General features: G+C 57.5%; 11 protein-coding genes and 1 pseudogene. 2 read left to right on the plus strand and 10 right to left on the minus strand.

Translation table 11 applies throughout. The features are described 5' to 3' along the window. Position 1: 1 nt before the first annotated feature. The 6 genes from HB375_RS17445 to HB375_RS17470 all read right to left on the minus strand — a co-directional run bounded on the left by HB375_RS17445 (position 2) and on the right by HB375_RS17470 (position 5,515). Complete coding sequence (locus tag HB375_RS17445; protein WP_167674424.1) at positions 2-1,024, minus strand: type II secretion system F family protein; 1,023 nt, start codon at positions 1,022-1,024, stop codon at positions 2-4. Further along, positions 1,024-2,382 carry a TadA family conjugal transfer-associated ATPase gene (locus tag HB375_RS17450; RefSeq protein WP_425515194.1) on the minus strand — a complete coding sequence of 453 codons (1,359 nt, stop codon included), beginning with the start codon at positions 2,380-2,382 and terminating at the stop codon, positions 1,024-1,026. Before HB375_RS17450 ends, HB375_RS17445 begins: the two co-directional genes overlap by 1 nt. Before the next feature lie 168 nt (positions 2,383-2,550). After that, the gene (locus tag HB375_RS17455) at positions 2,551-3,882 is read right to left on the minus strand and encodes a CpaE/TadZ family protein (RefSeq protein ID WP_246728576.1); all 1,332 of its coding nucleotides are present in this window, start codon (positions 3,880-3,882) and stop codon (positions 2,551-2,553) included. Between the two features lie 24 nt (positions 3,883-3,906). Next, positions 3,907-4,692 carry a Flp pilus assembly protein CpaB gene (gene cpaB / locus HB375_RS17460; protein WP_167674377.1) on the minus strand — a complete coding sequence of 262 codons (786 nt, stop codon included), beginning with the start codon at positions 4,690-4,692 and terminating at the stop codon, positions 3,907-3,909. 51 nt (positions 4,693-4,743) lie between these two features. Further along, a complete protein-coding gene (locus tag HB375_RS17465) occupies positions 4,744-5,259 on the minus strand; it encodes an A24 family peptidase (RefSeq protein ID WP_167674378.1) in 516 nt (171 codons plus the stop codon). Positions 5,260-5,338: 79 nt separating this feature from the next. Then, a complete protein-coding gene (locus HB375_RS17470; RefSeq protein WP_167674379.1) occupies positions 5,339-5,515 on the minus strand; it encodes a Flp family type IVb pilin in 177 nt (58 codons plus the stop codon). A gap of 575 nt (positions 5,516-6,090) precedes the next feature. Here HB375_RS17470 and HB375_RS17475 point away from each other — a divergent pair. Continuing rightward, positions 6,091-6,717, plus strand: coding sequence for a hypothetical protein (locus HB375_RS17475; protein ID WP_167674380.1), 627 nt, complete (start codon positions 6,091-6,093; stop codon positions 6,715-6,717). On the opposite strand, the gene ligD is transcribed toward HB375_RS17475, so the two are convergent. The 4 genes and pseudogenes from ligD to HB375_RS18545 all read right to left on the minus strand — a co-directional run. Then, positions 6,684-9,239, minus strand: a complete 2,556-nt coding sequence (gene ligD, locus HB375_RS17480; protein ID WP_167674381.1) for a DNA ligase D — start codon at positions 9,237-9,239, stop codon at positions 6,684-6,686. The two genes, HB375_RS17475 and ligD, sit on opposite strands and share 34 nt — an antisense overlap. A gap of 3 nt (positions 9,240-9,242) precedes the next feature. Further along, complete coding sequence (gene ku / locus HB375_RS17485) at positions 9,243-10,199, minus strand: non-homologous end joining protein Ku (RefSeq protein ID WP_205800256.1); 957 nt, start codon at positions 10,197-10,199, stop codon at positions 9,243-9,245. A 546-nt stretch (positions 10,200-10,745) separates the two neighbouring features. Then, positions 10,746-11,687: a M24 family metallopeptidase gene (locus tag HB375_RS17490; protein WP_343232440.1), complete on the minus strand. Its 942-nt coding sequence runs from the start codon at positions 11,685-11,687 to the stop codon at positions 10,746-10,748. 129 nt (positions 11,688-11,816) lie between these two features. Next, a pseudogene (locus tag HB375_RS18545) lies at positions 11,817-11,987 on the minus strand (aminopeptidase P family N-terminal domain-containing protein); the annotation flags it as partial. A gap of 154 nt (positions 11,988-12,141) precedes the next feature. On the opposite strand from HB375_RS18545, the gene HB375_RS17495 reads away from it, so the two are divergent. Then, positions 12,142-12,447 carry a GYD domain-containing protein gene (locus tag HB375_RS17495; protein ID WP_167674383.1) on the plus strand — a complete coding sequence of 102 codons (306 nt, stop codon included), beginning with the start codon at positions 12,142-12,144 and terminating at the stop codon, positions 12,445-12,447. The last annotated feature ends 5 nt before the right edge of the window (positions 12,448-12,452 follow it).

The raw sequence follows: 12,452 nt of genomic DNA on the forward strand, positions 1-12,452 counted from the left end.
CTCAGAAATCAAAGTTGATCATCTTGCGCATCATCAATATGCCGAAGCCCATCCATACGGCACACGCAGCAAGAACCAGTTTGCCGACAAGGGTCGTGAACAACAGCGAGATGTAGCCCGGGGCGGAAAGGTACAACAGGCAGGTGACGACCACCGGCAGCGATCCTATGATGCCGGCAGAGGCCTTTGCCTCAGAGCTCATCGCTCGAATCCTGCTTGCCATTTTTTTTCGCTCTCGCAGGACCTTGGAGAGATTTCCAAGAGCCTCTGAAAGGTTGCCTCCCGAACGGCTCTGCAGCGAGATGACGATGGCGAAGAAATTGGCTTCCGCGACTGGAATACGTTCAGGAAGCCGTTGCACAGCTTGGTCCATTGGCACCCCCAAGGTCTGATCGTCCAGGATCACTCTGATCTCGCTCCGAACCGGCTCTTTTGCTTCTGCTGCGATGATCCTGAGGCAGTCAAGAAGAGGCAAACCCGCTTTGACACCGCGCACGATCACATCGACCGCATTCGGGAACTCGGCCGTGAAAGCCTTGAAGCGGTCAGCGCGTTTCTTAGTGACGTAAAAATGAGGCAACAAAAGTCCACCGGCGAGACCGAAACCCAAAGCGGGCAAAGGACTAACACCGAAAATGACAAGAGCAATCAACCATGAAATAACACCGGCAACGAGGCAGACAACGAGGTAAGTCCGCTTGCTCCAGTTCAAGCCGGCTTGCCGCATGCGAATTGCGAGTGATGGCTTCACCCCTTTTTTAGCCTTCTGCTGCTCTTCGAGATTTCTCAGCGTCGCTTCGATCGAGCGTTTCCGGGCTCCCTCATCGGCGCCACTAGCGCGACTGGCCGGCTCATCCCACCCTGCAACCGCGGCAAGCCGCCTGCCACTCTCCGAGCGCCGCCCGGTTCGGGCGTAAAGTAAAGAAACGACAATGCCGCCAACACAGAGCGCGGCAAGCACTGCAGCGACTACGGAGATAAGCTCCGGTGATAGCGTCGCTCCAACTTGCGCGAATGAAGGCATCACTCCGCCACCCTCTCGGCAGCATCGAGTGCCGCGGCGAGGCGCTTCTCCTCGCTGTAATAGCGGGCGCGATCCCAAAACTTGGGTCGGCCAACTCCGGTAGAACGATGCCGTCCAATGATGTTGCCCTGTGGGTCCTCGCCCTCGAGATCGTATACAAAGAGGTCCTGCGTGGTAATAATATCCCCTTCAAGACCAAGCACTTCGGTAATGTGCGTGATCCGACGCGAACCATCCCTCAAACGCGCCGCTTGAATGATGACATCGATAGAGGACACAATCATCTCGCGGATCGTCTTCGACGGCAGCGTGTAGCCACCCATCGTAATCATGGATTCCAGGCGGGAGAGTGCTTCTCGAGGGGAGTTCGCATGAAGGGTTCCCATCGAGCCATCATGGCCGGTATTCATCGCCTGGAGCAAATCAAAGGCCTCAGGGCCGCGCACCTCGCCGACGATGATGCGCTCGGGGCGCATGCGCAGGCAGTTCCTGACGAGGTCACGCATTGTGACCTGGCCTTCACCCTCGATATTGGGCGGGCGCGTCTCCAATCGAACGACGTGCGGCTGCTGCAACTGAAGTTCCGCTGCGTCCTCGCATGTGATTACGCGCTCGGACGGCTCGATATAAGCGGTGAGGCAGTTCAATAGCGTCGTCTTGCCTGAACCTGTGCCGCCCGAGATAAGGACATTACAACGGACGCGCCCGATGATTTGAAGGATCTGCGCTCCTTCCGGCGAGATGGCGCCGAATTTGACAAGCTGATCAAGCGTGAGCTTGTCCTTCTTGAATTTTCGGATCGTCAGGGTTGGCCCATCGATTGCCAACGGAAAGGCGATGACATTCACGCGCGATCCGTCGCCGAGACGCGCGTCGCAGATTGGGCTGGATTCGTCGACACGACGACCAACCTGGCTCACGATGCGCTGACAGATGTGGAGCAGCTGCGCATTGTCACGAAATTGGATGTCGGTCCGCTGCACTTTTCCGCCGACTTCGATGTAAACTGTATCTGCGCCGTTGACCATAATGTCAGCGATGTCATCGCGGGCGAGCAGCGGTTCGAGAGGTCCATAACCGAGAACGTCGTTGCAGATGTCCTGGAGGAGATCCGCCTGCTCGGAGACTGACATGACAATCTTGCGCGCATTCACAATATCAGCAACAATCTCTCCGATTGCATCGCGCGCCTCGATAGCATCCATTTTCGTCAGCTGCGAAACGTCGATGGCTTCAATCAGGGCCGCAAAAACCTGCCCCTTGAGCAGATAATATTCATCAGACTTCGCCGCTTGCGGACGAACCGCGGTGGCATCCGGCGGCCTGGATGCCGCCGTTGACGAGTCCACCGGGCGCACGCGCCCTTTTGGCGGAAGTGGATCCCTCCTGCCTTCTACCGGAGTTCGATCTGATGCTTCGGTGCTTTCTCGCCGCTGGAGGACCGCGATGTTACTCGAACTGTCACTCGACGGGCCTCTTTTGCCAAACATGCTGGGAGTTTCCTGTCCTTTTGCAGCAACCGTTTCTCACGCCGCCTTCGAGCCGAACTTCATCTTTCTGATCATTGAGCCGAGGTTGAATGGCCCTTTGCGACGGCTCGGCTTTTGCGCAACGATCCCGCCGGCGATTTCAGCGAATATCTTGGACGCATGTGCCTTCGCGGACACCTCCGCTACCATCTGACCTTCATTGGAGGCTGTCCCAAAGAGGTGCGGTTCAAAGGGGATGCAGGCGAGTAGTTCAAGTTGAACAGCCTTGGCAAATTCCGCGGGCTTGATCTCCGGCCGCTTTGCCACGCCAACTTGGTTCAAAATGAGTCTGGGCGGCGGATCATGGGGACGAGCTTGCCTTAGAAAGGTGATTAGGCTCTTGGCATTTCGAAGGTTGGCCAGATCGGGAACGGCAGTGATGATAATTTCATCAGCACCGACCAAAGCGTTTCTCGCCCAAGCGTTCCAGACATGCGGCATGTCCAGGATCAGGAACGGTACGCTCGATTGGGCGACCTCGATCAGCGGATCGACGGCATTCGCCGCGAGGTCATAACACCTGTCGAGGGTGCCAGGCGCGCGTAGCAGGCTGAAATGATCGCCGCATTTGGCGAGTAGACGGTCGAGCAGAACCTCGTCCAGGCGCCCCACATCTTCAATGGCCTCTGCAACACCCTGCCCAGCGTCGAGCCTGAAATCGAGACTCGCCGTGCCGAATGCCAGATCCATGTCTGCGAGAACAACGTTGGCGCTGAGGTCGCGCGCGATTGTCCATCCCACGTTATGCGCGATAGTGGAGGATCCAACACCGCCCTTGGCGCCCACGAAGGCGAGTGACTGCCCAAGCTTTTCAGCAGCAAACTCACCGTAGACTCCCGAGATGGCCGCGATGAGGGAAACGGGATCGACGGGCGCAAGCACATAATCGCTGACGCGCCGCCCCATCAACTCACGATAAAAACGCACATCGTTCGCGTGCCCGATCACGACCACTTTGGTACCGGTATCACAGACTTCGGCCAGCCGGTCGATATCGGCAAGAAAGGCCTCGGGTGCCGCCCGGCTCTCAATGATGATGAGCTGGGGCGTCGGCTCCTGATGGTAGAGTGAGACGGCTGCCGCAATCCCGCCCTCCCGAAGGGTGACCTGAGCGCGCGCCATCAGTCGATCAGAGGCGGCGCTCCTGATGACATCAGCGACATCGGGGCTGTCGCAGAAGGCGTGGATGCTAATGTACGGGATCCGCAAGGCCCCGCGACGATCCGGATTATCAGCGAGAGCCTGCACCTCGTGCCGCTCAGCCGATTGCACCGAAATCGGATCCAGGTCGACGGGCTCTGATCGCATCGTTGATCCAAAGTTGGTCATCTATGCTCACTCATGCCATGCGCATCATTGAATAATCGTGCCTTCACTCCGGACCTGGACTTCTTCGCTCTTCCCGGCCCGGAAGATCCTGACCCTGACGCCGCTCTCCGTTGAAGCCATTGGCTTTTCATCCGAATCTGCGATTGAGCGTAGAGCGAGAGAAAGAGTACCGGCGGCCTGGGCTGCGGAGATTGTCTCCGCTTCCATCGGGCTTACTTCCAGGGTCGCCGTCTTGCCCACGACGACCAACTGGCCCTTCGTTTCTTCAGCCTTCTGATCAACCGCCAGCACACGGAGATTTTTAAGAAGTATCCGGCTTCGATGCTCGGCTTTCCCATCTCCCCCGCTGGAGATGCTCTGGATCACATCGACACGATCGTTGGGAAGGATGAATCCGCCTGCCGTACTTTCTGCAGAGACGCGGATTGCCACAGCTCGCTTACCTGCCGGCAGCATGGAGGCGAGCATGCCGGAGGGGCCACGTAAAAGCTTCTCCTCTCGGATCGGCTCGCCGGCAATGAAATGGCTTCGCACGAGCACGCCATTGAGGGCGGTCAGCGCGTCCGGCTTGGCATCACGCGTAATGAAACCAGGACTAACGGCGTCTTTGGGCCAGGCCTGCCAACGCAGACTCTTCTGATCGAGCGCCTGCCCTTGGGCCAGATCCGCCGCCGAGACCAACACATCCGCGGTCTGTGCGGGGGGAGTTGGAGCAACCACGACAGTCTCACGCGACCGCGTGGAGAGCACGAGCCACGCAGCCATTCCACCGGCCCCGATTGCGATCACGAGAATGATGACGCGAAGCATGGTTGAAAACCCCCGTCCTTGATCAGGAAGGAACTTCCCAGCGAAGTCGCATCAGGCCAGGGTTTGCATCCAATGCGTTGCCGGAAAGACAAAAAGCGCCGCGGCTGCAATCGCGACTCCGTAGGGCACTCCGCCCCCCGGTGCATGCAACCGCATGATCCAAGGCACGGTAAGGCATTGTACGGGTAGAACCGTTAAACGAAACTGAAGAATGAGGATTGTGAAGATTCCGCCAAACAGCGCGGTATGGAGAACATAGGCAAGCGTATGATCTGCTCCAAGCCATAATGCAACAACGGCCGCGAGCTTGGCATCGCCGCCACCGACCCAACCGAAACCGAACAGAACAAACATGAAGAGCAAAATGCCGCCAGCGCTCGTAACGGCCCAACCGATCTCGCTCCAACCTACGCCTGAGAGCGGGGCGAAAACCGCGTAACTCGTGAGCAGAAAAAGGATCAACCGATTGCGGATCTGCATCGTCACGAGATCGGCTGCACCCGCCCATATGATGGCGACAACGAAGCACAGGCTTGCAATGTACTTCGCGATAATGGCGGCGGCCATGACCTAACTCGGTTATTTTATCGGCGAGAACGAAGCGGACAGAATTGCTGCCTGTCCGCTTCGAGGGCAAGCATATATCCTACTTGGCGGCTTCTTTAAGCTTATCGCTAACCTTGGTAAAGATGCCATCGAGACTGGTGCCGGCCGCTCCGAGCGCCGCAATGATCACCACCGAAATGAGACCAGCGATGAGGCCGTATTCGATGGCGGTTGCGCCGGACTCGTCTTTCACGAAACGCGTTACGAGAGACTTCATGATATTTGATCCTTGATCCGGATGAAGTTGCGCTGCCCCAGGTGGCAGCCTCAACACAAGTTCCATGACCCGGGATAGGTGGAAGTCGGAATCCTAGCCCTTGTGCTGCCTCATTTTCGCCTCTTTGGGATGAGTGTCGATTCAGCTGATTGGATTAGGCCGCGGGCGCGAGACATCAGCCAAATGGCCTAGGCCATCTCGGATTGACTCGTGAAAATAATAACTGGCCTGATACAGTGCCTTCGAACCGGAGTAGCGGGAGTGCTACACTTGCATCCGCTTTCGTCCGAGATGACAGGCTAGCAGTATCGTTAATTAACGGTACCTACAACTGCATTTCGAACAATAATAGCTCGAATTTCGAAATTAATTTCTCGCACCCTCTTAACGAACATGGTTGAAATGATAAAGCCGGCGGGCCAAGTCAGGGGAACCGGCTACGCGTCCTGCGTGGCAGTCATTCAGTTTGGCTGGGCAGCGCTGTAGGCTCAAGGAGAGCAGCGCCGCCGTGCGCTTTGGTCCCTCTTCCACCTCTCGCGCTGAGGAACGCTGGGAGAAGAGAGCGGCCTCCGCCCTTGAAAAAGAGTAATAATCGCTTAACGTTTCGCAACGCCCTCACATCGACTCATAATATGAAGAAAGTATGTGTTCTGCTCGGAATGCTGACGGCAAGTCAGGCATATGCGCAGGATTTTGAAGCCGGTCGGAACGGATGGCAGCTCGAACGCCTGTCGAGTGATTTTGCGCTTCTGCGGACGAACATCACCATCCCGTTGCAAGGGAACCGGTCAGGTCGGGAGGGGTTGCTCATCCTGACTTGCGAACCAGGCGCACGCCGGGTCCGGTTCCAGATCGGCGACATTCCCCGCAGCCCGAGCATCCGCGCATCGTCTCACGGTCGCGCAATTGTTCGAGGGTGGTTCCAGGATCGGGCAACCCCATCGTTCCCAATTTATCCGTCAGTCGACTTTTTTGGCGATGGAAGCTTCGAGTTCCGGGAAACGACAGGCTTCAGCGACTCGGTCATGCGCGGAATCCTGGATTTGCTTCGCAAAACGCCTGCTCGTCTCGAAGTGGTTCTGTTCAAAGGCGCAGAAACACGTGCGTTCCGAGCTGGAACGGCGATGCAGTTCAAAATGCACGATCTCGAGAATAGCCTGGGAAGTATCTACGGGTTTGAAGGTCTTTGCTTCCGCACCTGATGTCGGAGCGCCGCCCGATCCGACCGCCCCCGTTGACCAAGTAGTGTCGGAAGCGGCCTCGCCGGCAGCCAGAAGTCAGACCAGGGATCACTCGCTAGATGCGAAAGGCGAATGAGCGCATTATTCACTGTGAAGTAGGATGGCCCTGCCCCCCCGCTGAGCTCCTCCCACGCCAATGGCATCGAGACGGCGGCACCTGGCCTGGCACGCGTTGAATATGGCGCAATCGCTGTGGCACCACGGCCGTTGCGAAGATAGTCGACGAAAATCTTTCCTTTTCTTCGAGCTTTCGTGACCTTAGCGACAAATCGGCCAGGACTGTCGGATGCCATCGCTTCCGCAACTCTCTTCGTGAATGCCTTCACCTCACCCCAACGCGCGCGTGGTTTGAGGGCGCAGGCGACATGGAGGCCTTTGCCGCCCGATGTCTTGACGAAACTGGTCAACCCGACCGCGGAAAATCGGTCGCGAACCTCTTCTGCCGCGCTGACGACCGCATCCCACGGAACGTTTTCGGCAGGGTCGAGGTCCATGACGATCATATCAGGCTGCTCAAGAGCAGCTGTTGTCGAACCCCACGGGTGGATTTCAAGCGCACCTGCCTGAACAAGTTCAATCAGTCCGTCAAGATCGTCCACCACGATAAGCGGCTCGCCGCTCCGATCTTCCGGATCATGCGCACGCCGGACAAGGTGACTGAGCCCCTTCCATACATGCTTTTGAAAGAAGCACTGTTCCGCCACGCCGTCCGGGCAGCGCACGAGAGCAAGGGGGCGGTTCACGATGAAAGGAGACATTCGCTGCCAGACATCGGCATAATAGTCGGCCAGCCCCTCCTTTGTAACACCTGCGTCGGGCCAATAGAGTCGATCCGGATGCGAGAGCTTCACGGTTGATTTCGGCCTCGGAAGCGGCATCATTTTAAGCGTTTCGCGCACCACCTCTCGAGCAGGCTTATCTTCGCGCACTCCTCGAAAGGATGCATGACGAAGATTGCCATCCGCAGTCCAGCCGCGAAGCGCAATCTCGACGACCAATTCCGGGTTTACATATCGCACATGGCGTGCGGCCTCTGCATCGAGGGACCGCGCGAAAGGGCTGGAGGGAATTCTCATGTCCTCCAAGCGCCGATAGAGGTCCTGCGCTACGGTCGCCGTGTATCCTGTGCCCACGCGACCAACCGGTATTAGATTTCCCTTGTCGTAGTATCCAAGGACGAGCGAGCCGATGGCTTTGTGTGAGGTGGTGGAAGGAACGAAGCCGCATACGATCAGCTCCTGGCTCGCCGTACACTTCGATTTGGTCCAACTTTTGTTTCGCCCTTCGCGATAGGTAGAGGCACGCAGCTTCGAAACAATTCCTTCGAGACTCAGGCGACAGGCATGCTGCAAAACCACATCGCCGTCTTGCTCGAAATGAGCGCTGAAGCGTAGGCTCCCTCTGCCATCACCGAGAAATTGCCGCAGTATATTCTTGCGCTCGATCAGATGGACAGCGCGAAGATCGTATCCGTCGAGATGCAGAAGGTCGAAAGCATAGAAGATGAACCGATCGGTGCGCCCCTCACTTAGATCCGTTTGGAGCGATGGGAAATGCGAGGCGCCCGCCTCGTCTTCTACGACCAGTTCGCCGTCTATCAGAGCCTGTTCTACAGGAAGAGCACGAAAAGATGAGGCGACTTTCTTGCCGAGCTTCGCGGTCCAGTCCAAGGCCCCGCGTGTGAGAAAGGTGACCTGACCACGGCTTAGATGAGCTTGGAGACGATAGCCATCAAATTTGACCTCGTGGATCCAACGATCTCCGGCGGGGGGATCTGTGGCCAAGGCGGCTAGGCAAGGCTCGACGAAATCCGGCATTCGCCCCTTACGTATTCCTTTGAGTTTCGCGACGATGGCCGAGAAGGGCACGGTCTGGGTTGGTTCGATCTTTCCGGTTTTTGATGACCATCCCGGCGCCTCACCTGAGACGTCTTCAATCATGCGCCCTGTTTTCACGGACTCTGGTCTCTCGACGAGGATATCGGCTGCGCTCTTGGAGCGCGCCGCAGCGTCATCCGCTTTGATCAACAGCCAGTTTTCTCGCTTCTCTCGCGGCCGGCCGTTCATCCGCACCAGGTGCCAACGGCCTCTGAGCTTTTCACCCTTCAACTCGAAATCAAGATGTCCTTTGGCATATCCCCGATGCGGGTCGCCAACGGGCTGCCATTCACCGCGATCCCACACGATGACAGTGCCGCCGCCATATTCACCCTTTGGAATCGTTCCTTCAAAGTCTCCGTATTCCAGAGGATGATCCTCAACATGGACGGCAAGGCGCTTCTGGTCGGGAAGCAGACTGGGACCGCGGGCAATGGCCCAACTCTTGAGGACTCCATCCAACTCGAGACGCAGATCGTAGTGAAGGCGTCGTGCAGCATGTTTTTGAATGACGAAGCGATTTCCGGTCGTCGCGTCGACCGCGTGGCCCAGTGGTTCAGCGGTTTTCACGAAGTTGCGCTTCTTGCGGTAGGCCTCCAGCACCACGGATCAGCCTGCTTTCCGGCGATGCGATGTAGCGGCCCGTTTTCTGGAGTGCGGCTTCGCCTTGCGTGCGGTACGTTTCGCGGGAGTTGGACCGGGTGCGCCGGTTGGCTTGATCGCCCGTGCTGCCGGCACTTTGACGCCTGCACTTTGTCTCAAGGCGTCCATCAGGTTGACAACCTTGCTGGCGGGTGGCGCCTTCCGGGCCCGGATTGGCTTGCCCTCAACTTTTGCACGCACCAACTCTGTCAGCGCGGCCTCGTAGCGATCCCTGAATTCACGCGGATCGAAGGTTCCTCGCTTCATATCGATGATGTGTTTCGCGAGGTCGAGCATCTCGCCTTTCGTCTTGATCTCAGGGATCTCCTGAAATGCATCGGGCGCAGATCGTACTTGATAATTGAAATAGAGCGTCGTCGCGAGGAGGCCCGCTCCGTGGGGCCTGATGAGCAATGTCCGCAGGCGACGGAAGAGGACGGCTCGCGCCACTGCCATCACATTCTTTGCGCGCATACCATCCCGAATGACAGCAAAGGCTTGCTCAGCAAGATCGGTCGTCGGCGCCAAGTAGTAAGGCCGGTCGAAGTAGATATCATCGACATCGTGACATGCCACAAAGGCCTCAACAGAAAGAGCTTTGTCACTCTCTGGCAGAACGGCCGCAACCTCCTCAGCTTCGACAATGACATATTCATCATTGCCGATTTCATATCCTTTAACCTGGTTCTCGGCCGCAACTTCGTCTCCGGAGTCCGCGTCGACAAATTTGCGATGGACTCGATGACCCGTCTCGCGATTTAGAATATGAAACGCGACCCTCTCCGAAGTAGGCGCGGCTGTGTAGAGCGCGACCGGGCAGGCGAGCTCGGCAATTTTGAGGTAGCCTTTCCAGTTCGCCCGAGGCGTCACAACAAGACCTCCGAGTGATGTCGTTTTAACTCGGCTTGGCGGCACGCGTTCCATGACCGACACCGGTAGATCGAGTGGAATGCCCTTGCTGCCACAGGAGGCATTTCGATTGGATCGGAGAAGCTAAACGATACGGAGTTGGTTTGACTCGGACCAAAGCCCGCCTGGCCGCCTACCGGTTGTCCCGCGCCAGCTATCAAGGGGGTTTTTGTGCTAGGGCCACGATCTCTCACGGCGCGTACGACGGAATTTCGAACGAAATCGGAAGGTCTTTGCCTGATATGGGGAAGAAAATTTGCCGCCGGGCTGGCGACTATTTCTCTTGCCTTCAAACTTATTCAAGCTTGTGGGGGCGACAGGTCTCGTTTGTGCGGTACCGGAGGATCGCGTCGTGCCGAGCTTTCTGCGTGGAGACAAGTGGCGCTTTCTTGGCAAGGCTGGAATGGGAGAGCGTCGGGTTCCTGGCTTCGACTTCGGGGCAGCTCAATTGGTATCAGAATCTCAGGGGTTTACCTCTTTCGAACCTGGGGGCGAATTGTAATTGGCGGTGGCGGCGTTGCCACTGCGTAGGCCCTGTGTGCCTCCGCTACTCCCGACCTTCTACGCTAGGTCGATCATCTCCCGCGGCAGCGCGTTCATCACCTCTATTCCGTTCTCGGTGACAAGAAGCTGGTCCTCAATCATCAGCGCCCCGACGCCCTTGGCGTAAAACGGTGTTTCCATTGCGAGGACCATCCCGGGCTGTATCACGTCGTCATTGTTCGCCGAAATGAATGGCCATTCCTCGCTTCCGACGCTCGCACCAACGCCATGCCCGAAGTGGCCCCGATGGTATTCTGCGTAACCTGCCGCACGCATCTCCCCAAGAATGGCCGCATGCACCGCTCCAAACGTGGCGCCCGGACGGATTGCTTCAAGGCCAACATCAAACGCTGCGCTGAGCACATCGAAAATGTCCCTCGCAACCGACGATGGCCTGCCGAATGAGAACGTCCTCGCTCCGTCGGAGGAGTAGCCACTAACTAGGCAGCCAACATCGGCCTTGATGATTGATCCTCTCTCGACGACGCCGGATGCACCCCATGGATCCGGACCGATCGCGATGAAATCCCACGACCCCGTAAAATTGCTTATCCCAGCAACTTCCACGGCGCCCCTCACACCATCCCGCCAGGCTTCGGATAGTGCCTTAACCGAGGCGCCACTCCGCACTTCCGTCATCATGCGCCTCAATCCGGCTTCGGCCAAGGTCGAAGCCGTGCGTAAGTGAGCGATTTCGGGCGGGGATTTGATCGCCCGAAGGCGGCGGATCACATCGGAGCCGTCGATCCACCCGATCTGTGGTAGCTCCGCCTTTATGAATTCGAAGTCGGCAACGGGCAGGAAAGAGAAATCTGCGCCAACTCGTGCCGAGCCCATGCCCATCTCATACAGCGCCGCACGCAGCAGACTCAGAACACGCTTGATATCGAAGGTTTCCGGACGGGGATGAATGAGTCTCTGCTCGCGATAGGCCGCCGTCACTCTGTCCGGCGTCGGCATACCACCGGGAAGGGATGATAGATCGACGCAATCCACCCAGATTGGATGCTCCCGAACATCGATATCTGGAGCGAGCCTGCGAATGTTGGGGGCGGAGAGATCAGGAACGATTGCGATAATTGCATCGAACGGATCGGATGGGACAACCGCAATGGCCCCGCCAGCCTTCCGCCACATCGTCGCCACGCCGCCCGGCTGTCCCGTCGCATAGCGAAAATTCTCCGGTTGGAAGAGAACCAATGCATCCATTCCAGCTCTCGCCATCAAGGACCGGGCGCGCTCGCGATCAAAGCCGGACATAAGGAGATCTCCCAATAAGTCATGGAGCAGTACCACGGGCCAGAAGCTTGAGCGAGCCGAAAGCGAGCGTCCCGGGCCTGTGATTGAGCTTTGTCAATGCGGCGTGATGGGGTCACGGTCATGAGTAATCTTCCCATCAGGAAGAGAGAACCCCATGCCAGTCTTTGTCATGCTCACGCAGATTGAGCCCGAGGCCGTCCAGTCGCCTGGGGAACTCGAGGGTCTCGAACGCCAAGCGATGGCGAAAGTCCGGAAGGAGTGCCCGGATGTCGAATGGCATAGCAGCTACGCCGTCCTAGGGCCCCATGATTATCTTGATATCTTTACAGCCAAGGATATCGACACCGCGACCAAAGTTTCTACCTTGGTGCGCACGTTGGGGCATGCGCGAACGGAACTATGGCCGGCGGTTGAATGGACACATTTCAAAGATGTCGTCCGGACGCTTTCAAACTCCTGAGTTCT

The sequence above is a fragment of the Microvirga terricola genome (assembly GCF_011777495.1).
GTDB classification, from domain to species: Bacteria; Pseudomonadota; Alphaproteobacteria; order Rhizobiales; family Beijerinckiaceae; genus Microvirga; species Microvirga terricola.

What these genes read in the sequence shown, in the direction of transcription:
- HB375_RS17445 (WP_167674424.1), bottom strand. Translation starts at nt 1,024, where the DNA reads ATGCCTTCATTCGCGCAAGTTGGAGCGACGCTATCACCGGAGCTTATC.
- HB375_RS17455 (WP_246728576.1), bottom strand. Translation starts at nt 3,882, where the DNA reads ATGACCAACTTTGGATCAACGATGCGATCAGAGCCCGTCGACCTGGAT.
- cpaB (WP_167674377.1), bottom strand. Translation starts at nt 4,692, where the DNA reads ATGCTTCGCGTCATCATTCTCGTGATCGCAATCGGGGCCGGTGGAATG.
- HB375_RS17465 (WP_167674378.1), bottom strand. Translation starts at nt 5,259, where the DNA reads ATGGCCGCCGCCATTATCGCGAAGTACATTGCAAGCCTGTGCTTCGTT.
- HB375_RS17470 (WP_167674379.1), bottom strand. Translation starts at nt 5,515, where the DNA reads ATGAAGTCTCTCGTAACGCGTTTCGTGAAAGACGAGTCCGGCGCAACC.
- ku (WP_205800256.1), bottom strand. Translation starts at nt 10,199, where the DNA reads ATGGAACGCGTGCCGCCAAGCCGAGTTAAAACGACATCACTCGGAGGT.
- HB375_RS17490 (WP_343232440.1), bottom strand. Translation starts at nt 11,687, where the DNA reads ATGCCGACGCCGGACAGAGTGACGGCGGCCTATCGCGAGCAGAGACTC.
- HB375_RS17495 (WP_167674383.1), top strand. Translation starts at nt 12,142, where the DNA reads ATGCCAGTCTTTGTCATGCTCACGCAGATTGAGCCCGAGGCCGTCCAG.